We start from the raw sequence: 20,758 nt of genomic DNA, 5'->3' as shown, positions 1-20,758 counted from the left end.
CGCCGTTACAGCGACGCCTTAACGGCGTGTTGCGACCCACGGCTCGGCGGTCAGCGCCGCAGCGCCTTGCGCGCCAGCCAGTTGCCGAGGAACTGCGCCGCCTGCACCAGCACGACGATCGTGATCACCGCGATCCACGTCACCGCCCAGTTGTAGCGCTGGTACCCGTACGAGATCGCGAAGTCGCCCAGACCACCGCCGCCGATGCTGCCGGCGATGGCGGACAGGTCGACGATCGCGACGAAGATGAACGTGTAGCCGAGGATGAGCGGACCGAGCGCCTCGGGGATGAGCAGCGTCGTGATGATCCGCCACGGGCTCGACCCCATCGCCCGCGCCGCCTCGATGACGCCCGGTTCGATGGTGACGAGGTTCTGCTCCACGATCCGAGAGATGCCGAAGGTCGCCGCGATCGTCATCGGGAAGATCGCCGCGGGGGTGCCCAGGAACGTGCCGAGCACCAGCTGCGTCAGCGGCGCGATCGCGGTCATGAAGATGATGAACGGGATCGGCCGGATGAAGTTGACGACGACGTTCAGCACGGTGAAGAGCGCCCGGTTCTCGAGCAGTCCGCCGCGCCGCGTCGTGTAGAGCAGGACGCCGAGCGCGAGTCCGAGGATGCCGCCGAGCACCAGGGTGGCGACGACCATCCACAGCGTCTGGCCGATGGACTCCAGGTACACCGGCCACAGGGTCGACCAGTCGGTCATGCGGCCACCTCCTCGACCTCGGTTACCGTGCGGAGCTCGGCGATCAGCGCATCCACGTCGCCCGGCTCGCCGAGGAGCTCCAGCGTGAGGCTGCCGAACGATCGGCCCTGCAGCGCGGAGATGCCGCCGTAGACGATCTCGAAGCGCACGTTGCGGCGGCCTACGGCGTCTGACAGCACGGATCCGAGGCGGCCGTCGTCGTGGATGCGCGCCGAGACGATCCGCCCGGAGTGCTTGCCGCGGAGGCGCTCGATGTCCGCTTCGCCGGGCTGGTTGCGCAGCACCGTCCCCACGAACCGCCGGGCCGTCGGCGTCTGCGGGTCGGAGAAGACCTCGAACACCGTGCCCTGCTCGATCACCCGGCCGGCGTCGAGCACCGCGACGCGGTCAGCGATCGAGCGCACGACCTCCATCTCGTGCGTGATCACGACGATGGTGACGCCGAGTTCGCGGTTGACCCGCTTCAGCAGGGCGAGCACGTCGGACGTGGTCTCGGGGTCGAGCGCGCTGGTGGCCTCGTCGGCGAGCAGGATGTCGGGGTTCGTCGCGAGCGCGCGGGCGATGCCGACGCGCTGCTTCTGGCCGCCGGAGAGCTGGTCGGGGTAGCTCCACGCCTTGTCGGTGAGGCCGACGAAGGCGAGCAGCTCGGCGACCCGCTGCTTGCGCTTGTCGGCCGGCCACCCCGCCACCTTGAGCGGGTAGGCGACATTGCCGAAGACGGTGCGCGAGCGGAACAGGTTGAACTGCTGGAAGATCATGCCGATGCCGGCGCGGACCTGTCGCAGGTCGCGTTCCCGCATGGTCGTCAGGTCGCGTCCGTCGACGATCACGGCCCCCGCGGTGGGATGCTCCAGCGCGTTGATCAGCCGGACCAGGGTGCTCTTGCCCGCGCCGGAGTAGCCGATGATCCCGAAGATCTCGCCGCGGCCGATGGTGAGGTCGAGCCGGTCGACGGCGGGAACCGCTGCGTCGCCAGAGCCGAAGCTCTTGGTGACGCCGCGGAACTCGATGATGGGACCCGCGGTGGCCGTGTCGGGCACTACTGCGCCGCCTCGATGGTCTTCTTCAGGTCGTCGAGGATGCCGATCAGGTCGGACTCTGGACGGCTGACGATGACCGCCGTGTTCTTCGACTCGGCGAGCACCGCATCCGTCACGGCCTTGGTGTGGTACAGCTTCGCGATCTTCAGGTAGGTCGGGTTGTCCTTGTCCTTCTCGCGGGCGACGAAGGCGTTGATGTAGGGCTCGGCGGTCTCCGACTTCGGGTCGTCCTGGAACAGCGCCGACTTCGGGTCGATGCCCGCGGTCAGGGCGTAGTTGTTGTTGATGATCGCGCCGTCGGCCGAGCTGAGCGCCGGGGCCGTCTGGGCGGCGTCCACCGGGATGACGGTGACCTTCGAGGCGGCGGCGTCGATGTCGGCCGGGGTGGCCAGGGTGCTGCCGCCGTTCTTCAGCTTCAGCAGCCCGGCCTTCTGCAGCACCAGCAGGGCGCGCGCCTGGTTGGTCGGGTCGTTCGGGATGGCGATCTTGCCGCCCTGGGGGATGTCGTCGAGGCTCTTGTGCTTGGTCGAGTACAACGGCAGCGGGACGACGAGGGTCGCGCCGATCGGCACCAGGTTCTGCTTCGCCTGCACGTCGTAGTTGGCGAGGAACTGCAGGTGCTGGAACAGGTTCAGGTCGAGCTGACCGTCGGCGAGCGCCGGGTTCGCCTGCGTGTAGTCGCGGAAGTTGACGGTCTGGATGTCGATGCCCTCCTTCGCCGCCTCCTTCTTCAGCACGGCCCAGTACGGTGAGGACGCCTCCGTTGTGCCGATCTTCACCGTGACGCTCTTGGCGGTGGCGGCGCCCGATCCCGTGAGGTTCACGACGACGAGGACGACGGCCACGATCACCGCGACGACGGCGATGCCGATGCCGACGAAGAGGCCGGTGCGGGAGCGCTTCGGCTTCTCCGGGAGCGCGGGGGTGGGCGGGGTGGCGTCGGACATGGCTGTGCCTCTCTCTCGTGAAGGGGGGATGTGCCGGCGAACGCTGTGGCGGCACCTCCGAGCCTCTCCCGAGCCGACGACAGTGGTCAAAACGTCTTGCGAAATGTGACGCCGCCCGTTCATCCGGCGACCCTTACGGTCGCGGTGGGCCACGCGTAGGGTGAGTGGGGTCAGCGTTCCCGCAGACGGAGTGGAGACGGAATGAGCGACATCAACGACGACGACATCAGCACCGACGCGGTCGGCGGCGGCGAGGGCCCCGCGGACGGCGGAGCGAACCCCGGCGGCCACGACGGCGGAGCCGACGGCTCGGCCGCAGGCGAGGGCCCGGCCGACGGCGGAGCGAACCCCGGCGGCCACGACGGCGGAGCCGACGGCTCGGCCGCAGGCGAAGGCCCGGCCGACGGCGGAGCCAACCCCGGCGGCCACGACGGCGGAGCCGACGGGTCCGCTTGATGACGACCCACGAGCGCGGGCCGGGCGACCGGCCCGCGCTTTCGCGTTGCGTGCCGATCGGCCGCGAGGAGTTCGCGACCGATCACTGGGGCCGGAAGCCGCTGTTCACCCGCGCGGCCGCGCTCCCGGAGGACTTCTCCGACCTCTTCAGCGTCGACGCCGTGGATGAGCTGGTCTCGTCCCGGGCGATCCGCACGCCGTTCGTCCGCATGGCGAAGGAGGGCTCCGTCCTCCCGCCGTCGCGGTTCACCGGCCCTGGCGGCTTCGGTGCGGAGGTGGGCGACCAGCTCGACTCCGCGAAGGTGCTGGCCGAGTTCGCGAACGGCGCGACCCTCGTGCTCCAGGGGCTGCACCGCACCTGGCCGCCCATCCAAGAGTTCGCGCGACAGCTCGCCACCGAGCTCGGGCATCCCGCCCAGGTGAACGCGTACATCACGCCCGCGTCCTCCCGCGGCTTCGATCCGCATTACGACGTGCACGACGTGTTCGTGCTGCAGATCGCCGGGGAGAAGCACTGGCGCATCCACGAGCCGGTACATGTGGACCCGCTGCGCGACCAGCCGTGGAGCGACCACCGCGACGCCGTCGCCGCCCGTGCCCAGGAGGCGCCGGCGATCGACGAGACGTTCCGCCCCGGCGACGTTCTCTACCTCCCGCGCGGGTGGATACACTCGGCCGAGGCGCTCGGTGGCGTCTCGGTGCACCTGACCATCGGCGTCGCCGCGTACACCCGACACGACGTGGTGCGCGAGGCTGTGGCCCGAGCGGCGGACGCCGCCGCGCTGCGCAGCTCGCTTCCGCTCGGCTTCGACCCGTCGGACCCCGCGGCGATCGCACCCATCGTCGAGGAGACGGTGGATGCGCTGATCGAGGCACTCAGCGACCCGTCCGCCCGGTCCGCGGTCGCCGCCGCAGTGACGGACCGCCTGCGGCGCCGCCAGCGGTCGGACACCCCGCCCGCGCCCGTCCGGCCGCTGGCGACGATCGCGGTCGCCGACGGGCTGTCGGTCGACAGTGTGGTCGCCGTACGGCCCGGTCTCGGCGTCGACGTCACGGTGGAGGTGGAGACGGTCACCGTGCGGCTCCCGACCAAGACGGTCGCGCTGCCCATCGCCGCGCGAGCAGCGGTCGAGCGTCTGCTGGACGGGTCTCCGGTCGTCGTGGGCGAACTGCCGCTCGACGAGCGCTCGGCGGTCGTCGTGGCGCGGAGGCTGCTGCGTGAGGGGATCGTCACTCCGGTGTCCGACCCGGCTGACGCCGCCTTCCCGGACGTGGACCCCGCGGACGAAGCGGGTGTCTCGAGCGACGGCGAGCGGAGCGCGACCGCCGACTTCGGGACCGCGACGGCGACGTGACCGGCCTTCCGCCGGATCTCGCCGGACCGGCGCGCGCATCCGCCGGGCATGGCACCCCCGGGTGGCTGCCCTGCAGCGATCGCGCCCTGGAGCGGCACGACCCGCTGGCCGGGACGGCCGGCTTCGGTGAGCGCTGGCTGCTGGTGGAGATCGAAAGCGGTTGGGGTCGCCACGCGTTCTTCGACTCGGCGCTCGATCCTGCGCTCGGCGCCCGGATCGTCGCGCGGGCCGAGGAGGCGGGCATCCGTCCCCTGGCGATCCGGCGCACGCGGCTGCGCGCGCCTCTCCGCCGCGACCAGACCTCGTGGCGCTGGGCGCTGGTGGACTCGCGTCCCGGCCGCGAGAGCATCCACTGGGGGCAGGTCGACGACCCGGCCGAACTCCTGACTCTCCCGCTCGACGGGAGCTCCGGCGAGCCGAGCGAGGCGCCGATCTACGCCGTGTGCGCGCACGCTCGCCACGACCAGTGCTGCGCCGTGCGCGGACGCCCGGTGGTGGAGGCCCTGGCCGTCGAGCATCCCGAGCTGACCTGGGAGTGCTCCCATCTGGGCGGCGACCGGTTCGCCGCGACGATGATCGTGTTTCCCGAGGGCCTCCTCTACGGCCGGGTCGGAGCCGAGGACGCGTCGCGCATCGTGGAGCGTCACGCGGAGGGCCGCGTGGTGCCGGAGCTGCTGCGCGGACGCACCAGCCGCAGCACCATCGCCCAGGCGGCGGAGGCGTTCGCCCGGGCCGACACCGGAGACGACCGCATCGGTGCGTTCCGGCCGCTGGCGGAGCACCCACATCCCCACGGCTGGACGGTGGAGCTCGCCCACGGTCGCGATCGCCTCACCGTGGAGGTGGGCGAGCGACTCTCTGAGCCCCTGCTGAGCACGTGCGCTGCGACGATCGCGCATCCGGTCCGGGAGTTCGTTCCGGTGTCGGTCGCCCACGCCTGACGCGGGTGGCCTGTGCGCGGCCGGCGCAGGCGACCGGCATGCGCGGCGAACGGCCGCGCACGCCGGCCTCCGGCTCAGGCGTTCTGCGTCGCGGGCGTCGACTGGAGGATGCGCACCATGTTGCCGGACGGGTCGCGGAAGGCGCAGTCGCGGGGACCCCACGGCTGGTCGATCGGCTCCTGGAGCACCTCGGCGCCGGAGGCGCGCACCCGCTCGAAAGCGGTGTCGAGGTCGTCGGTGCGGAAGACGATCGGGCTCAGGGAGCCCTTGACGACGAGCTGCGCGAGCGCGTCGCCGTCGGCCTGGGAGCGGCCCGCGTGCGGGTCGCTGAGCACGACGGCCGCGCCGTCGTCGCCGGCCACCCCGAGGGTGACCCAGCGGTGGTCGCCGGAGGTGACGTCCTGGATGACGTCGAGGCCGAGGGCGTCGCGGTAGAACGCGAGCGACTCCTCCGGGTCGAGGACGGTGATCTGCGAGTACTGGAGTGAAACGGTCATGAGTCGACTCTAGGAACGCCGGATCGGCCGCGCTTCTCCAAAACTGCTCAGGTGGATAACTGCTCGCGCGGGCGGCCTGTGGACGGGTTCAGGCCCGCGCCCGGACGGGCCGGGTGCGCTGCTTGGCGATGCAGTCCGGCATCGCCCGCACCGCCTCGTGCTCGCGGGCACGGTAGTCGGTCGGTGTCATCCCGACGATCTCCGAGAACTTCGAGCTGAACGACCCGAGCGACGTACAGCCGACCGCCATGCAGGCGTCGGTGACCGACATCCCGGTGCGCAGCAGGGCCATCGCGCGCTCGATCCGCCGGGTCATCAGGTAGCTGTAGGGCGTCTCGCCGTACGCGGCCCGGAACTGGCGGGAGAAGTGTGCGGGCGACATGTAGGCGCGCGCGGCCATGGTGGGGACGTCGAGCGGCTTCGCGTAGTCGCGGTCGATGAGGTCCCTGGCCCGGCGCAGGTGCGCGAGCGTCTGCAGCTCCTCCGGTGACACGGGATGAGCGTAACAGGACGCGTCTCGCGGCGGCAGAGCCGCTGTCGCGGGCGTGCGCGTCAGCCGACCGGCAGCGCGGCCGTGCGCTCTGCTCCTTCCACCAGCCGGATGAACGCGCTGAGCTCCCCCACCCCGGCCGGCGTCGTCGGCAGGAACTCCGTGAGCTCCGGCGAGTGAACGAGGTACGCCGCCCACTTCGCCCGCGAGATGGCGACGTTGAGCCTGTTCTTCATGAGCAGGAAGGACACCCCGCGCGGCACGTCGACCGCGGACGACGCGGCGAGGCTGACGATGGCGACGGCAGCCTCCTGACCCTGGAACTTGTCGACGGTGCCCACGCGCACCCCGCGATGACCCGCCGCATCGAGAAGGGCGCGCACCTCGGCGAGCTGGGCGTTGTAGGGCGTCACGACGATGATGTCGTCCTCCGCGAGGGGAACATCGTCGCGCCCGGCGGCCGGGTCGCTCCACGACCGGCCGAGCAGGTCGTCGACGAGGGCGACGACGGTCTCGGCCTCCTCGGGCGACGCGGTCGAGTTGCCGACGTGCAGCACCGGCACGGGATGCACCCCGGGCATTACCCCGCCGAGCTCGCGTTCCGACGCGCCCTCATGTGCGCGCAGTTTGCCCTCGTACGAGAGCCTCGACACCGCGGCTGCGAGCGCAGGATGCATGCGACGCGTCTCCGCGAGGAAGTACCCGTACTCGGGCGGCAGAACGTCGTGGCCATCGCTCACCCAACCGAGCGCGGAGCCGTCGACCGGCTCGGGATGCCGCCCCTGGCTCACCTGCGGCAGCTGCTGCGGGTCGCCGAGCAGGAGGAGGTTCTTCGCCGCGACACCCACGGCGATGGTGGATGCGAGCGAGAACTGGCCGGCCTCGTCCACCACCAGCAGATCCAAGCTGCCCCGCGGGACGCGCCCGGCGTTCGCGAAGTCCCACGCGGTGCCGCCCAGCACGAACCCGCGCTCCTCATTGATGCCGGCGAACTCCAGATGCCCGTTGGCGGACAGCGGCGTGAAGCGGACGGCCGACTCCCCCGCCGCGTCGTCCACGTCCTCCGCCTGGTCCGGCTTCTGGCCCCCGCTCGGAACCTTGCCGACCTGTTCGGGATCGAGGCCTGCGGCCACCACCCGGTCGAGAAGGTTCTCGACGACCGCGTGCGATTGCGCGACGACTCCGACCTTCCAGCCCTGCTCGGCCACCAGCCGCGCGATGACGTGCGCGCCCAGATACGACTTCCCCGTACCGGGAGGCCCCTGGACCGCGAGATACGACCGGTCGAGGTCGAGCAGGCTCGCGACGACCGCGTCGATCCGTCCCGTGCCGTCGCTCGCCCCGTCCTCTCCACTGCTCGTCGGGTCAGGCACCAGGGCACCAGACCGGGTTCGAGGCGGCGTGCGCCGCAGCAGGTCGATCGTCGCATCCGCTGGCCAGGTCTCATGGTGCCGAGCGATCAGCAGCGCGGTCCCCCATTCGCGGATCGCCTCCCCGAGCCGCCGCGAATCCGGTGGAGACGCCGGAGTGAGGGCGCTCGGCAGATCGCGGTAGGGGGCGACCTCGGGCGGCAGCGTCTCGCGGACGACGATGGAGCCGTCTTCCAGCGCGTCGATCACCGCGACCGTGCGGGCGGCGCGCGCACCGGGCTGCGCACGCGGCTGACGGAAGGGTCCGGGGTACTCGTAGAGCAGGTACGGTCCGGTGCGCTCGCTCACGCGGATGGCACTGCCCGCACCCCAGGCGCCCGTGAGCAGCAGCTCGCGCCGCTCGACGCGCTGGCCCTCATCGAGATACCAGTCGCGCAACACCGTCGCGCTCTCGACGACGAGCACATCGCGCGTCTCGCCCCACTCTTCGATCGGCTGGATCAACCGCGCGAAGTGCGACTGCCAGAAGCTCTTCTGCTCCCGCCGGTGGAAGTCGATCGCCGCGGCGGCGAGCGCCATCGCCCGGCGGTCGGCATCGCGATGCGGGTCGAGCGGATCGCCTGCGAACGCCAGCAGTCCGGCGCGCAGGGGCGACGCCTCGGGTGCGGCCTCCGTCTCCTCCATCGGCGCCGCGCCGATCGGGATGCCGTTCTCCGTCGCGCGGGCGATCAGCCAGTCGCGCAGGCGCAGCGTGGAGACGCAGTCGTACCGGTTGTAGTCGCCGATGTCGTCGAGCAGCGGCTGCGCCTCGTCCAGGCGGCCGAGCGCGATCAGGTCGCGCGCGTTGGCGTACTCGGTGATCGAGTCGGCGCCGGTGGTCACGTCGCTCTCGCGGAGCTCGTCGCCCATGTAGAGCGGCTCGAGCTTCTTGATCGAGTACGAGCGCGACCCGACCCGGACGGCCTTCCGCACCAGCGGATACAGGTCGACCATCACGTTGTCGCGCAGCAGGCCGTCGACCTCCTCTTCGCCGACGCCGTGGCGGGCGGCGAGGGCGAGCAGGTGCGTCTGCTCGTACGCCGCGTAGTGGTAGATGTGCATGCCCGGGAACTGGGCACGGCGGTCGCGGACGAACGCCAGGAACGCCTCCAGCGCCACCCGCTCGGCCGCGAAGTCGTGCGCCCAGAACGCGGTGAAGCGCTCCTCCTGATCGACCAGCCCGAACAGGTAGTCGAGATTCCAGCGCTCACCGGCTCCCTCGGTGTACAGCGGATCGCCCTCGAAGTCGAAGAAGATGTCGCCGGGATCGGGATGCGGCAGCACCGCGAGAACCGGCGCGTTGAACACCCGCACCGGCGGCGGCGCGTCCGGCACGGCCTGCAGCTGCAGCCGCGCCTGTTCGCGCAGCCCGTCGAGCGTGCCTTCGGGGATGCCGTCGATCGGGCCGGTCGAGGCGGCGAGCGCGTCGATGGTGGAGATGCCCGCCGCGAGGAGGTGCTCCCGCTGGGTCACGCGCATCCCCGCCACCAGCAGCACGTCGCGCGACGCCTGCACCTCCGCGTCGCAGGTGTCGCACCGCCCGTCGACCGTGAAGCGCGGGTCGCCCCAGGCGACCGGCCCGGTGTCGGCCACGTGCTCCGCGACGATGGTCAGAAGCCGCGCGCGCCGCTTGCGGTACACCGGCTCGATGTCGTTCAGCGAGTGCTCGCTCACCGAGCCGTCGCCGAGCAGCAGCTCGACCGTGTCGTCGACATCCACACCCATCCGCCGCAGCTGCTCCGCGTAGGCGGCGAGCTGCAGCAGCGCTGTGACGCGGGCGCTGCGGGCCAGCTTGGAATCCTGCACCCGATAGCGGCCGTCGGGCAGCCGCACGACGAAGTCGGCGAACCCGACGAACGAACCGTCGAAGAACGTCGCCTGGAAGACGACCTGCGCTCCGCGCTCGAACGCCTCGGACGTGCGACGGACCGCGTCGGCGAGCGACTCCGCCGTCAGCTGCTCCGGCCGCTCGATCTCGGCCACGCCGCTCCCGAACCGCTCGCGGTAGCGCTCCAGGATGCGGTGCTCGTGCTCGTCGCCCATGCGCGAGGAGCGCACGTACATCGGGTCTTCGACCTCTTCGGTCTTCTCGAGCCGCCCCAGCTTCACATCGAGCGTGCGCAGGAAAGCGAACTCGCACTTGGACGCCTCGGTGAGGTCGCTGGCGCTCGTGACGATGATCCCGTCGAGCAGGAACACGGCGACCTCCCTTCGCTTCGGGGCGGCTGTGGCGCCACCCGCTCTGCGAGACTACCGGCGACCACCGACAGCAGCTGGTTCTCCACAGGGGCGGCCGGCTGGGCGCCGAAAGCCGCTTCCTGTGGTCACTTTCCCTTCGCGGCCGCCTTCATCGCCCGCTTGTGCTCGCGCACGCGGGCAAGCGAATCGGCGTCGACGATATCGGCCACCGAGCGGTAGCCCTCGCTGCCGTAGTCGCCGGCAGCCTGCTGCCAGCCGGCGGCGGTCAGTCCCTTCTGCTTGCCCAGCAGGGCGAGGAAGATCTTCGCCTTCTGCTCGCCGAAGCCCGGCAGCGCCTTCAGCCGGCGCAGCACTTCGGCGCCATCCGGGTCGCCCTGCGTCCAGATGGCCGCGGTGTCGCCGCCCCAGTCGCTCACGATCGCGGCCGCCAGCGCCTGCACCCGCGCGGCCATCGACCCGGGGAAGCGGTGCACGGCCGGCGTCTGCTTCATGACCTCCGCGAGCTTGTCCGGGTCGAGCGCGGCGACCGTCGCCGGGTCGAGCGCGCCGAGCCGGTCGCGCAGCTTCGCCGGACCGGCGAAAGCGGTCTCCATCGGGATCTGCTGGTCGAGCAGCATGCCGGTGAGCAGGGCGAAGGGCGACTGGTCGAGCAGCGCGTCGGCTTCGGGGTCGCCGGTGATGTTGAGAGCCATGCGCTCAGCCTGCCACCAGCAGCAGCACACCCGCCACCGCCGAGAGCACGGCCAGCAGCAGGGCCACCCCGAGCAGCACGCCATGGACGATGAGGAACGACGTCGCGCGGCCCGCCGCGTCCCGAGCCCGCGCATCCTTCCGGACCCGGGTGAAGAACCGCGGCCAGGCGAAGATGTTGAACAGGGCGTTGAGGAACAGCACGATGGCGGCGAAGACGGTCATGGTGCCTCCAGCCTAAGCGGCCGGCGGCGGCGCATCGCCGCAGCCTCCGCCTCAGCCGCCGCAGCCTCAGTCACCCGAGGCGACGAGCTGCACGCGCAGCGAGTCGACGCGCGTCGCGATCATGTCGTCCGCCGCCCAGCGCTGCGCCAGCCGCGAGAGGATGGCGTCCAGCTCCTCGCGCGTCAGGCCCGCGGCGAGCGACAGCCGCACCACGAGCTCTTCGCCCGCAAGCCGGTTGCCGGGATCGCCCGCCAGCAGGGCGACGTCATGCACGCCGAGCTCGGAGGCGATGGACCGCTGGAACGCCTCCCGCACCTCCGCGTCGCGGTCGCTCGGCACCCACGCCGTGCCCTGCGCGACCGCCCACACGGCCGGCCGCCGCAGCACGAACTCGGTCTCCGATGTCGGGTCGAGGACGATGAGCTCCGTCCCCTCCGCCGCGGCGGCGAGCGCGGCCCGCCGGCTGTCCACCGGCACAGGACGCGCGGACGGGTTCCACGCCTGCAACGCCGTCACCGAGGAGAACACGGGCTGGACGGTGCGTCCGTCCGGCCCCGCCACCGTCACGATCGACAGTTCCTGCGTCTTGTCGACGCGCATCCCCGCGTCATTCGTGCCCTCGTCGCCGAGGTCCGCCATCAGCGGGATGAGGAGGCGCACATCCCGCAGCGCATCCACGACGGTCTCCGCGCCTGTCTCCCCGGCGCGGAAGGCGGCGAGCGCGCCGAGCAGCGCAGGCGGCGCGGAGCCGTCGTCGTCACCGAAAGGATTGTCGTCGAACTCGCGCCCCTGCCACGGCTGACCGGCGGAGTCGGCGAGGGACGCAGCGAACCCGGCCAGCCGCGCGGCGCCCTCGGCACTGGGTCGGCCCGGCGGAGTCACCCCGTTCGCGTCCGCCGCCCCCTCGGGAGCGGCGCCCGTCTCGGCGTCGTCAGCGTCCCGCGACATCCAGCGCCTCGGGCAGCGTGAACGCGCCGGCGTACAGCGCCTTCCCGACGATCGCGCCCTCGAGTCCCAGCGGAACCAGCTCGCGCAGCGCGGCGATGTCGTCGAGGTTGGAGATGCCTCCGGAGGCGACGACCGGGCGCTCGGTGCGATCGAGCACCTGGCGCAGGAGTTCCAGATTCGGGCCGCGCAGCGTGCCGTCCTTGGTCACGTCGGTGACGACGTAGCGGGCGCAGCCCGCGTCCTCCAGGCGGTCGAGCACCTCCCACAGGTCGCCGCCCTCGCGGGTCCAGCCGCGGGCCGCAAGGGTGGTGCCTCGCACATCCAGTCCGACGGCGATCGCCTCGCCGTAGCGGCCGATCGCGCTGGCGGCCCACTCGGGGTTCTCCAGCGCGGCCGTACCGAGGTTGACGCGGGTCGCGCCCGCCTCGAGGGCGTGCTCGAGGGAGGCGTCGTCGCGGATGCCGCCCGAGAGCTCGATGCTCACACCGTCCACCTCGCGGATGACCTTCTTGAGCAGCGACCGGTTGTCGCCCCGCCCGAATGCGGCGTCGAGGTCCACCAGGTGGATCCACTCGGCACCCGCCGCCTTCCACTCGGCCGCGGCATCCACCGGGTCGCCGTAGCTCGTCTCGCTGCCGGCCTCGCCCTGCGTGAGGCGCACCGCCTTGCCGTCGGCCACATCCACCGCGGGCAGGAGGACGAGCCGGGGCGTGCTGATGAAGTCGGTCATGTGTTTCCTCGTGTCGGTCCGCGGCGCGGACAGGTGGGCCGGAGTCGGCGAAGGCCGGACGGCGGCTACAGCGTGCCGATCCAGTTGCGGAGCAGCTGGATGCCGGCGCGGCCGGACTTCTCCGGGTGGAACTGCGTCGCGCTCAGCGGGCCGTTCTCGACCGCGGCGACGAACGGCGAGCCGTGATCCGCCCACGTCACCTTCGGCTGCGCGAACGGGCCGGACGCCTCCAGCGTCCAGTCCTGGGCGGCGTACGAGTGGACGAAGTAGAAACGCTCGTCCCGCAGCCCCGCGAACAACGTGGAGTCCTCGGGCGCGCGCACCGTGTTCCAGCCCATGTGCGGCACGACGTCGGCGCGGATGAGGTCGACCGTCCCCGGCCACTCCCCGAGCCCCTCGGTCTCGACGCCGTTCTCGACGCCGCGCTCGAACATGACCTGCATGCCGACGCAGATGCCCAGCACGGGTCGTCCGCCCGCGAGGCGCCGGTCGACGACCTCGTCTCCGTGCGACGCCTTGAGCGCCTCGGCGACGGCGGTGAACGCGCCGACGCCGGGCACCAGCAGGCCGTCCGCCTCCAGCGCACGCTTGCGATTGCCGGTCAGCTCGACCTCCGCGCCCGCGGCCTCGAGCGCCTTGACGGCCGAGTGGACGTTGCCCGTCCCGTAGTCGAAGACGACGACCTGCGGGGCGCTGCCGGGAGTGCGTGCCACGGTCACAGCGCGCCCTTGGTCGAGGGGATGCCGCTGATCAGCGGGTCGAGCGCCTTCGCCTGGCGGAACGCGCGCGCGAACGCCTTGAACTCGGCCTCCGCGATGTGGTGCGGGTCGCGACCGCCGACCACGGTGATGTGCGTGGTGATGCGGGCGTTGAACGTGATCGCCTCGAAGACGTGACGGACCATCGAGCCGGTGAAGTGACCGCCGATGAGGTGCAGCTCGAAGCCGGCGGGCTCCCCGGTGTGCACGAGGTACGGGCGACCGGAGATGTCCACGACCGCTTGCACCAACGCTTCATCGAGCGGCACCAGGGCGTCGCCATAGCGGGAGATGCCCGACTTGTCGCCGAGCGCCTCCAGGATCGCCTGGCCGAGGACGATGCCGATGTCCTCCACCGTGTGGTGGACGTCGATGTCGGTGTCGCCGGTCGCTCGGATACGCAGATCGGTGAGCGAGTGCTTGGCGAACGCGGTCAGCAGGTGGTCGTAGAAGGGGACGCTCGTCTGGATGTCGGATGCTCCGGTGCCGTCGAGATCGAGGCTCAGCTCGATGCTCGACTCGCTCGTCTCCCGCGTGACCGTGGCGGCGCGATTCGTCATGCGTCCGAGTCTACCGGGGCGCTCTGGGCCCTGTCGGGGGCCTCGTCGGCGCCCGCGTCCTCTGCGGCGGGCCGGCCGAGCGCGGCCAGCGCCTCGAGGAAGGCGGTCGTCTCGGCCTCGGTCCCCGCGGTGACCCGCAGGTGGTGCGGGATGCCGACATCCCGGATCAGGATGCCGCGGTCGGCCAGCGCTTCGAACGTCGCGTGCGGGTCGTCCACCCCGCCGAAGAGAACGAAGTTGCTGCCGCTGCGGTGGGGCGTGTAGCCGAGGCGTGCGAGCTCCGTCACCAGCCGGTCGCGCTGGCGGCGGATGTCGCCGACCGTCGCGAGCATCTCGTCGGCGTGCGCGAGCGCGCCCAGCGCGGCTGCCTGGGTGATGGCGGACAGGTGGTACGGGAGGCGCACGAGCCGGAGCGCGTCGATGACCGCGGGGTCGGCGGCGAGGTAGCCGACGCGCGCCCCGGCGAAGGCGAACGCCTTGCTCATCGTCCGGGAGATCAGCAGGCGTGGCCGCCCCGGGAGCAGGGTCAGCGCGGACGGCTCGCCCTCCGGCATGAACTCCGCGTAGGCCTCGTCGACGACGACGATCCCGTCGGTGGCGTCGTAGACGGCCTCGATGGTGTCGAGTCCGAGGGGCGTGCCGGTCGGGTTGTTCGGCGAGCAGAGGATGACGATGTCCGGGTTGTGCCGGCGGAGCTCGGCGACGGCCGTCTCCGGTGTCAGCTCGTAGTCGGCGTCGCGCGCGGCCGCGACGTACGCGGTCCCGGTGCCCGAAGCGAGCAGGGGGTACATCGAGTAGGTGGGCGCGTACCCGAGCAGTGTTCGTCCGGGGCCGCCGAAGGCCTGCAGGATGTGCTGAAGCACTTCGTTCGAGCCGTTCGCCGCCCAGATGTTCTCCGGTGCCAGGCCGTGGCCGAGGTACCGTGCGAAAGCCGTGCGGAGCTCGGTGAACTCGCGATCGGGGTAGCGGTTCACTCCGCCGACCGCGGCGGCGACGCGGGCAACGATGTCTGCGGCCACGTCGTCCGGGACGGGATGCGTGTTCTCGTTCACGTTGAGCGCGACGGGCACCGGACGCTGCGGAGCGCCGTACGGGGATCGACCGCGCAGGTCGTCCCGGATGGGCAGCTCGGAAAGAGAAGTCACCCCTCAATCGTAGCCAGCGCCGTCACCCCGCTTCCGCCGGATGACGCCCGGCGACGCCGAGCGACGAGCCCCACCAGGCAGGGCTCGAGATCGCCCGCCCGATGAAAACGGAGGAGATCCGGTGGTGCTGCGACCGCATCCACCTCCGTTTCGGCCGAATCCGGCCCCCTGCCGACCGATCCCCTCCCTTCTCGCCACCGGCCTCCGGGCGACGGAAACGGAGGACCTTCCGACGAGATGCAAGCCCGGGAACGGGAAACGGAGGCGATCCCGGCTGCCGAGCCGCGGATCCCCTCCGTTTACCGCCGCGAGGTGCGGACGGCGCCTACCGTGCGACGCCGCCTAGTGCGCGTACTTCGCCGGGACCGCGAGCTGCTGGCCGGGCGAGACGACGGCCGAGTCGAGGCCGTTCAGGGAGACGATGTCGGCGATCACGTCGCGCGGGTCGGCGTTCGGCGCTACGCGCTCCGCGACCGACCAGAGGGAGTCGCCCGACTCCACCGTGACGTACTGGAAGCTGACGTGCGTCTGCTCACCGGTGGCGACCGCGCCGCCGCCGTTGAGTGCGAACACGAGGGCTCCGATGACGAGGGGCAGCGCGACGAGGGCGGAGAGGACCGCGCGACCGCGCCGCGTGAGACGCAGGCGGACCCGTGCTCCCTCCGGCAGCGGCGGGACCGCACGAAGGGTGGGAACCGACTCGCTCATCAGTACTGCGCTCATGGTCGTGACCTCCTCAGACTCGCGGGTGCGAAGCTGTGTTCCGAATGTATCTTCGAATGTCCGAATCCGCAAGATACCCTCAGGCCGGGGATTCGGGGACGAAGTTCGCGACACACTCGAACACATGTTTGTCTTCCCTTCCCGACGCGGATACAGTTTCGACTGTCTGAGGACATCAGATCAGGAACCACCGACATTCCTGCAGGGAGCATCCCCGCAGGGCCGCCGACGCCAGGAGAGGACGCCCGTGTCGAATGAGAACCAGGCACGCGGAGGCACCCGTCGCCGCAAGAACCTGAGCGACAAGCAGCTGGCGATCCTCGATGTGATCCAGCGATCGGTGAGCCAGCGCGGCTATCCGCCGAGCATGCGCGAGATCGGTGACGCCGTCGGCCTCTCCTCTCTGTCGTCCGTCACGCATCAGCTGAACCAGCTCGAGCTGAGCGGATACCTCCGGCGCGACCCGAACCGTCCGCGCGCCCTCGAGATCCTCATCGACCTGCCGTCGTCGTCGCAGTCCGCGCCGGACTACGAGAACCAGACACCGGTCGGTGACGCCGCGATGGTCCCGCTCGTCGGCCGCATCGCGGCCGGAATCCCGATCACGGCCGAGCAGCAGGTGGACGAGGTCTTCCCGCTCCCCCGCCAGCTGGTCGGCAACGGCGAGCTGTTCATGCTGAAGGTCGTCGGCGAGTCGATGATCGACGCGGCGATCTGCGACGGCGACTGGGTCGTCGTGCGCGCCCAGAACACGGCAGAGAACGGCGACATCGTCGCCGCGATGCTCGACGAGGAGGCGACCGTCAAGGTCTTCCGCCAGCGCGACGGCCACACCTGGCTGTTGCCGCGTAACTCGAACTTCGAGCCCATCCTCGGCGACTACTCGCAGGTGCTCGGCAAGGTCGTCGCGGTCCTCCGCGCGGTCTGAGCATCCCGCCCGCCCCACCCCACGTTTTGCGCCAAATCGTGGTTATGACCGCCTCATAACCGCGATTTGCGCCAAATCGTGGCACCGGGAAGAAAGGGCTAGGCCCAGCCGAGTTCCCGCAACCGGTCGTCGGAAAGCCCGAAGTAGTGACCGATCTCGTGCACCAGGGTGAGCCGGACCCGGGCCCGCAGGTCGTCCTCCGACACGGCCGACGCCTCCAGGTTGTTGCGGAACAGCGTGATCCGGTCCGGCAGCTCGCCGAACCCGTACACCGAACGCCGGGTCAGCGGCCGTCCGCTGTACAGCCCGAACAGCCGCGGCCGGGCGCCGTCCGGTTGATCCTCGATGAGGATGGCGACGTTCTCCAGCGGCCCCACCATGTCGTCCGGCAGCGCATCGAAGATGTCGCCGACCATCCGCTCGAACTCCTCGTCCGGGATGCGCACCATGCGCCCATCCTCACACGCAGGCCCTCCCGAAACACCGCGGCCCCGGTACGCCGTGAGCGTACCGGGGCCGCAGATCGCCTCGTCGAAGGCGTCAGGCGTTCACGGCCGCCCGCTCGCGCACTCCGCGCGTCGCCTCGATGATGTTGCGGAGCGAGGCGACGGTCTCGTCGTACCCGCGCGTCTTGAGGCCGCAGTCCGGGTTCACCCAGAGCTGCCGGCCCGGGATCGCCTCCAGCGCCGTCTCCAGTAACTCGGTCACCTCGGCGACCGACGGCACACGCGGCGAGTGGATGTCGTAGACGCCCGGTCCGATGCCGTGCTCGAAGCCGGAACGCTGGATGTCGTGGACGACCTCCATCCGGCTGCGGGCCGCCTCGATGCTGGTGACGTCGGCATCCAGGTTCCGGATCGCGTCGATGACGACGCCGAACTCCGAGTAGCAGAGGTGCGTGTGGATCTGCGTGCCGTTGGCGACGCCCGAGGTGGCGAGGCGGAACGACCCGACCGACCAGTCCAGGTACTCGCCCTGCGCCGCCTTCTTCAGCGGCAGCAGCTCCCGCAGCGCCGGCTCGTCCACCTGGACGACGCGGATGCCCGCCTCCTCCAGGTCCGCGATCTCGTCTCGGAGCGCGAGCGCGACCTGTCGTGCGGTCTCGCCGAGCGGCTGGTCGTCGCGCACGAACGACCACGCGAGGATGGTCACAGGCCCCGTGAGCATCCCCTTCACCGGCTTGTCGGTGAGGCTCTGGGTATACGCCGACCACTCGACCGTGATGGGTGCGGGCCGCGAGACGTCGCCCCAGAGGATCGACGGGCGCGTACAGCGGGAACCGTAGGACTGCACCCAGCCGTTGCGCGTGACCGCGAAGCCGTCCAGGTTCTCGGCGAAGTACTGCACCATGTCGTTGCGCTCGGGCTCGCCGTGCACGATCACGTCGATCCCGATCTCCTCCTGGAGGTCGACGACGCGCTTGATCTCGTCGCGCATGCGGCCCAGGTACTCCGCCTCGGTGATGAGGCCCTTCGCCAGCTGCGCGCGCGACCGGCGGATGTCGGCCGTCTGCGGGAACGACCCGATCGTCGTCGTGGGTAGGAACGGGAGGCTGAGGGCGGCATCCTGCGCCGCCAGCCTGTCCGCGTACGCGCCACGACGGAAGTCGTCCTCGGTCAGCGCGGCCTCGCGCTCGCGGACGGCGGGGACGCGGACGCCCGGCGCCGACGCACGGTCGGCGAGCGCAGCGGTCGCGGCGGTCAGCTCCTCCTGGATCGCCTCGTGGCCGTCGACGATCCCGCGCGCGAGCACGGCGACCTGGGCGACCTTCTGGTCGGCGAAGGCGAGCCACGACGTCAAGCGCGCGTCGAGGTCCGGCTCGTCATCCACGTCATGCGGGACGTGCAGCAGCGAGGTGGACGTGGACACGGTCACGACGGGGCTGAGCGACAGCAGCTCCGTGAGCTTCCCGAACGCCGCCTCGAGGTCGCCGCGCCAGATGTTGTGCCCGTCGATCACGCCGCCGACGAGTGTCTTCCCGGCGAGGGCGGATGCGGTCGCCGCGTCGAGCCCCGACGGGATGGACCCGCGCACGAGGTCGAGGGAGATCGCCTCCACCGGGCTGGCCGCGAGGACGGGCAGGGCGTCGTCGAGGCTCCCGTACGGAGCCGCCACGAAGAGTGCAGGACGGTCGGACGCGCGCCCGAGCACGTCGTACGCCTCGCGCACCGCGCCGAGCACCGCATCCCGCGGCTCGTCGATGCTCTCGCTGACGAGAGCCGGCTCGTCGAGCTGTACCCACGGGGCGCCTGCGGCGGACAGGCGCGAAAGCAGCTCCGCGTAGACGGGCAGCAGGTCGCTCAAGCGCGAGAGCGGACGGAACCCCTCCGGGGCGTCGTCGGCCGCCTTGCTCAGCAGCAGGAAGGTCACCGGCCCGACGATGACCGGACGCGTGACGAACCCCGCAGCGCGGGCCTCCTCGAACTCGCGGACGATGCGGTCCGAGGCCAGCCGGAACGCCGTCTCCGGGCCGATCTCCGGCACGAGATAGTGGTAGTTGGAGTCGAACCACTTCGTCATCTCCAGTGGCGGGTTCTCCCCCTCGCCTCGGGCGATCGTGAAGTAGCCGGACAGGTCGACGGAGCCGTCGGCCGAGGCGAGCCCCGCGAACCGCGAGGGCACGGCGCCGACGGTGACCGCCGCATCCAGCACCTGGTCGTAGAAGCTGAAGCTCTCCGGGATGGACGCGTCGGTGCGGCCGAGGCCGAGGGTCGCGAGCCGCTCGCGCGTGGCGGCGCGCAGGTCGGCCGCGGCCGCCTCCAGCTCGTCGGCGTCGATGCTGCCCGCCCAGAACGCCTCGACGGCCTTCTTCAGCTCTCGGCGGCGGCCGATGCGCGGGTAGCCGATGATGGTGCCCGCCGGGAACGCGGGGCGGCCCGAAGCGGCGGAGGTGGTGTCGGTCATGCTGGTTCCTTCTCGGTGGCCGGGTTCGCCGGGGTGGTGGATGCGGTCTCGCTCGCCGCCGGGAGGGCGCCGATGCGGTCCAGCACGGACAGGACGGCCTCGTGCTGGTTGAACGTGTACAGGTGGAGTCCGGGGGCGCCGCCGGCGAGCAGCCGCTCGCCGAGCCGGGCCGCCCAGGCGATGCCGATCTCGCGGCGACCCTCGTCGGTCGGCTCGACCTCCAGCTCGATCGCGAGGTCGCTGGGGAGGTCCTCGCCGCTGAGCTCCAGCATCCGCTTCAGGCGTGCGGGGCTCGTCACCGGCATGATGCCCGGCAGGATCGGGAACGTCACGCCCGCCTCGGCCGCACGCTGGGTGAAGTGGAAGTAGTCCTCGGCGTGGAAGAACAGCTGCGTGATCCCCAGGTTCGCCCCGGCCGCCTGCTTGGCGAGCAGGGCGTCGATGTCCTGCGAGACCGAATGCGACGACGGATGCCCGTTCGGGAAGGCGGCGACGGCGATCTGCACATGCTCGCGATGCTCCAGCACGGCCTGCGCGTGCAGCTCGGGAACGGCCAGCTCGCCGTACGGGACCCGCTCGGCCTGGACGCGATGGATGAGCTGCACCAGCTCCGCGGTCGTGCGGATGTCGCCGATCCCGTCGTCCCCTTCGGCCAGCCCCTCCGGCGGGTCGCCGCGGACCGCGAGGAAGCGGCGAACGCCCGCGTCGAGGAAGTCGCGGATCAGCCGGTGCGCCTCCTCGTGCGACGAGCCGACGCAGGTGAGGTGGGCCATCGGGCTGACCTCGGTGTGCTCGATGATGTAGCGCAGCACGTCGAGGGAGGCGGTCCGCGAAGAGCCGCCGGCACCGTACGTCACGGAGATGAAATCCGGACACGTCGCGGCCAGCAGGTCGATCGTCCCCGGCAGCGCCGCCGCGGCGCGTTCGGTGCGCGGCGGGTACAGCTCGAAGGAGAACCGGGCCTCGGTACAGCTCATGGGTTCCTCGGATGGTCGGACAGCGGCACAAGGACGTCCCACCCGCGCTCGGCACAGGCCGCTCGGCACAGGGAGGGATTCACTCGGGCGGGTGCCGGGCTCGGCTGTCGCACCACGTCGGCGGTC

At 71.3% G+C, this 20,758-nt stretch carries 21 protein-coding genes; 4 read left to right on the top strand and 17 right to left on the bottom strand.

What is annotated here, in order from left to right:
• Positions 1–50: 50 nt before the first annotated feature.
• Genes H284_RS0118085 through H284_RS0118075 form a run of 3 tightly spaced genes read right to left on the bottom strand, consistent with a single transcriptional unit; the run spans position 51 to position 2,697 of the window.
• Positions 51–710 carry a methionine ABC transporter permease gene (locus H284_RS0118085; protein ID WP_018191426.1) on the bottom strand — a complete coding sequence of 220 codons (660 nt, stop codon included), beginning with the start codon at positions 708–710 and terminating at the stop codon, positions 51–53.
• On the bottom strand, positions 707–1,750 hold the full coding sequence (locus tag H284_RS0118080) for a methionine ABC transporter ATP-binding protein (RefSeq protein WP_020077329.1): 1,044 nt from the start codon (positions 1,748–1,750) through the stop codon (positions 707–709). The genes H284_RS0118085 and H284_RS0118080 overlap by 4 nt, the downstream gene beginning before the upstream one ends.
• The gene (locus H284_RS0118075; RefSeq protein ID WP_020077328.1) at positions 1,750–2,697 is read right to left on the bottom strand and encodes a MetQ/NlpA family ABC transporter substrate-binding protein; all 948 of its coding nucleotides are present in this window, start codon (positions 2,695–2,697) and stop codon (positions 1,750–1,752) included. Before H284_RS0118075 ends, H284_RS0118080 begins: the two co-directional genes overlap by 1 nt.
• A gap of 201 nt (positions 2,698–2,898) precedes the next feature.
• Here H284_RS0118075 and H284_RS20405 point away from each other — a divergent pair, with 201 nt between their 5' ends.
• The 3 genes from H284_RS20405 to H284_RS0118060 are packed head-to-tail and all read left to right on the top strand — an operon-like array spanning position 2,899 to position 5,449.
• Positions 2,899–3,153: a hypothetical protein gene (locus tag H284_RS20405; RefSeq protein ID WP_018191429.1), complete on the top strand. Its 255-nt coding sequence runs from the start codon at positions 2,899–2,901 to the stop codon at positions 3,151–3,153.
• Positions 3,153–4,508 carry a cupin domain-containing protein gene (locus H284_RS0118065; protein WP_020077327.1) on the top strand — a complete coding sequence of 452 codons (1,356 nt, stop codon included), beginning with the start codon at positions 3,153–3,155 and terminating at the stop codon, positions 4,506–4,508. Before H284_RS20405 ends, H284_RS0118065 begins: the two co-directional genes overlap by 1 nt.
• Positions 4,505–5,449, top strand: a complete 945-nt coding sequence (locus H284_RS0118060; RefSeq protein ID WP_020077326.1) for a ferredoxin family protein — start codon at positions 4,505–4,507, stop codon at positions 5,447–5,449. Before H284_RS0118065 ends, H284_RS0118060 begins: the two co-directional genes overlap by 4 nt.
• Before the next feature lie 74 nt (positions 5,450–5,523).
• Here H284_RS0118060 and H284_RS0118055 read toward each other — a convergent pair whose 3' ends face one another.
• From H284_RS0118055 to H284_RS0118005, 11 genes are all read right to left on the bottom strand, one after another.
• Positions 5,524–5,946: a VOC family protein gene (locus H284_RS0118055; protein ID WP_018191432.1), complete on the bottom strand. Its 423-nt coding sequence runs from the start codon at positions 5,944–5,946 to the stop codon at positions 5,524–5,526.
• An 88-nt stretch (positions 5,947–6,034) separates the two neighbouring features.
• On the bottom strand, positions 6,035–6,439 hold the full coding sequence (locus H284_RS0118050) for a helix-turn-helix transcriptional regulator (protein ID WP_018191433.1): 405 nt from the start codon (positions 6,437–6,439) through the stop codon (positions 6,035–6,037).
• A 59-nt stretch (positions 6,440–6,498) separates the two neighbouring features.
• On the bottom strand, positions 6,499–10,044 hold the full coding sequence (locus tag H284_RS0118045) for a TM0106 family RecB-like putative nuclease (RefSeq protein ID WP_020077325.1): 3,546 nt from the start codon (positions 10,042–10,044) through the stop codon (positions 6,499–6,501).
• Positions 10,045–10,169: 125 nt separating this feature from the next.
• Positions 10,170–10,736 carry an HhH-GPD-type base excision DNA repair protein gene (locus H284_RS0118040; RefSeq protein ID WP_020077324.1) on the bottom strand — a complete coding sequence of 189 codons (567 nt, stop codon included), beginning with the start codon at positions 10,734–10,736 and terminating at the stop codon, positions 10,170–10,172.
• A gap of 4 nt (positions 10,737–10,740) precedes the next feature.
• Positions 10,741–10,959 carry an SCO4848 family membrane protein gene (locus tag H284_RS0118035; RefSeq protein WP_020077323.1) on the bottom strand — a complete coding sequence of 73 codons (219 nt, stop codon included), beginning with the start codon at positions 10,957–10,959 and terminating at the stop codon, positions 10,741–10,743.
• Positions 10,960–11,025: 66 nt separating this feature from the next.
• On the bottom strand, positions 11,026–11,907 hold the full coding sequence (locus H284_RS0118030; protein WP_020077322.1) for an SseB family protein: 882 nt from the start codon (positions 11,905–11,907) through the stop codon (positions 11,026–11,028).
• Complete coding sequence (gene priA / locus H284_RS0118025; protein ID WP_018191438.1) at positions 11,891–12,637, bottom strand: bifunctional 1-(5-phosphoribosyl)-5-((5-phosphoribosylamino)methylideneamino)imidazole-4-carboxamide isomerase/phosphoribosylanthranilate isomerase PriA; 747 nt, start codon at positions 12,635–12,637, stop codon at positions 11,891–11,893. The genes H284_RS0118030 and priA overlap by 17 nt, the downstream gene beginning before the upstream one ends.
• Before the next feature lie 65 nt (positions 12,638–12,702).
• On the bottom strand, positions 12,703–13,356 hold the full coding sequence (hisH, locus tag H284_RS0118020) for an imidazole glycerol phosphate synthase subunit HisH (RefSeq protein ID WP_020077321.1): 654 nt from the start codon (positions 13,354–13,356) through the stop codon (positions 12,703–12,705).
• Positions 13,353–13,955 carry an imidazoleglycerol-phosphate dehydratase HisB gene (gene hisB / locus H284_RS0118015; RefSeq protein WP_018191440.1) on the bottom strand — a complete coding sequence of 201 codons (603 nt, stop codon included), beginning with the start codon at positions 13,953–13,955 and terminating at the stop codon, positions 13,353–13,355. The genes hisH and hisB overlap by 4 nt, the downstream gene beginning before the upstream one ends.
• The gene (locus H284_RS0118010; RefSeq protein WP_018191441.1) at positions 13,952–15,100 is read right to left on the bottom strand and encodes a histidinol-phosphate transaminase; all 1,149 of its coding nucleotides are present in this window, start codon (positions 15,098–15,100) and stop codon (positions 13,952–13,954) included. Before H284_RS0118010 ends, hisB begins: the two co-directional genes overlap by 4 nt.
• A 342-nt stretch (positions 15,101–15,442) precedes the next feature.
• Positions 15,443–15,808, bottom strand: a complete 366-nt coding sequence (locus H284_RS0118005) for a LysM peptidoglycan-binding domain-containing protein (protein ID WP_018191442.1) — start codon at positions 15,806–15,808, stop codon at positions 15,443–15,445.
• A 262-nt stretch (positions 15,809–16,070) separates the two neighbouring features.
• On the opposite strand from H284_RS0118005, the gene lexA reads away from it, so the two are divergent.
• Positions 16,071–16,751, top strand: coding sequence for a transcriptional repressor LexA (gene lexA, locus H284_RS0118000; RefSeq protein WP_018191443.1), 681 nt, complete (start codon positions 16,071–16,073; stop codon positions 16,749–16,751).
• 98 nt (positions 16,752–16,849) lie between these two features.
• Here the strand turns inward: lexA and H284_RS0117995 are convergent, their stop codons facing one another.
• The 3 genes from H284_RS0117995 to H284_RS0117985 form a co-directional block, all read right to left on the bottom strand.
• Positions 16,850–17,200 carry a metallopeptidase family protein gene (locus tag H284_RS0117995; protein ID WP_018191444.1) on the bottom strand — a complete coding sequence of 117 codons (351 nt, stop codon included), beginning with the start codon at positions 17,198–17,200 and terminating at the stop codon, positions 16,850–16,852.
• Between the two features lie 91 nt (positions 17,201–17,291).
• The gene (metE, locus tag H284_RS0117990) at positions 17,292–19,655 is read right to left on the bottom strand and encodes a 5-methyltetrahydropteroyltriglutamate--homocysteine S-methyltransferase (protein ID WP_020077320.1); all 2,364 of its coding nucleotides are present in this window, start codon (positions 19,653–19,655) and stop codon (positions 17,292–17,294) included.
• The gene (locus tag H284_RS0117985) at positions 19,652–20,632 is read right to left on the bottom strand and encodes a methylenetetrahydrofolate reductase (RefSeq protein ID WP_018191446.1); all 981 of its coding nucleotides are present in this window, start codon (positions 20,630–20,632) and stop codon (positions 19,652–19,654) included. The genes metE and H284_RS0117985 overlap by 4 nt, the downstream gene beginning before the upstream one ends.
• Positions 20,633–20,758 lie beyond the last annotated feature (126 nt).

Source organism: Cryocola sp. 340MFSha3.1, from assembly GCF_000383315.1.
In the GTDB taxonomy this organism is placed as follows: domain Bacteria; phylum Actinomycetota; class Actinomycetes; order Actinomycetales; family Microbacteriaceae; genus Leifsonia.
The sequence above is the reverse complement of the archived record's forward strand: the minus strand, read 5'-3'. Positions and strand labels throughout refer to the sequence as shown.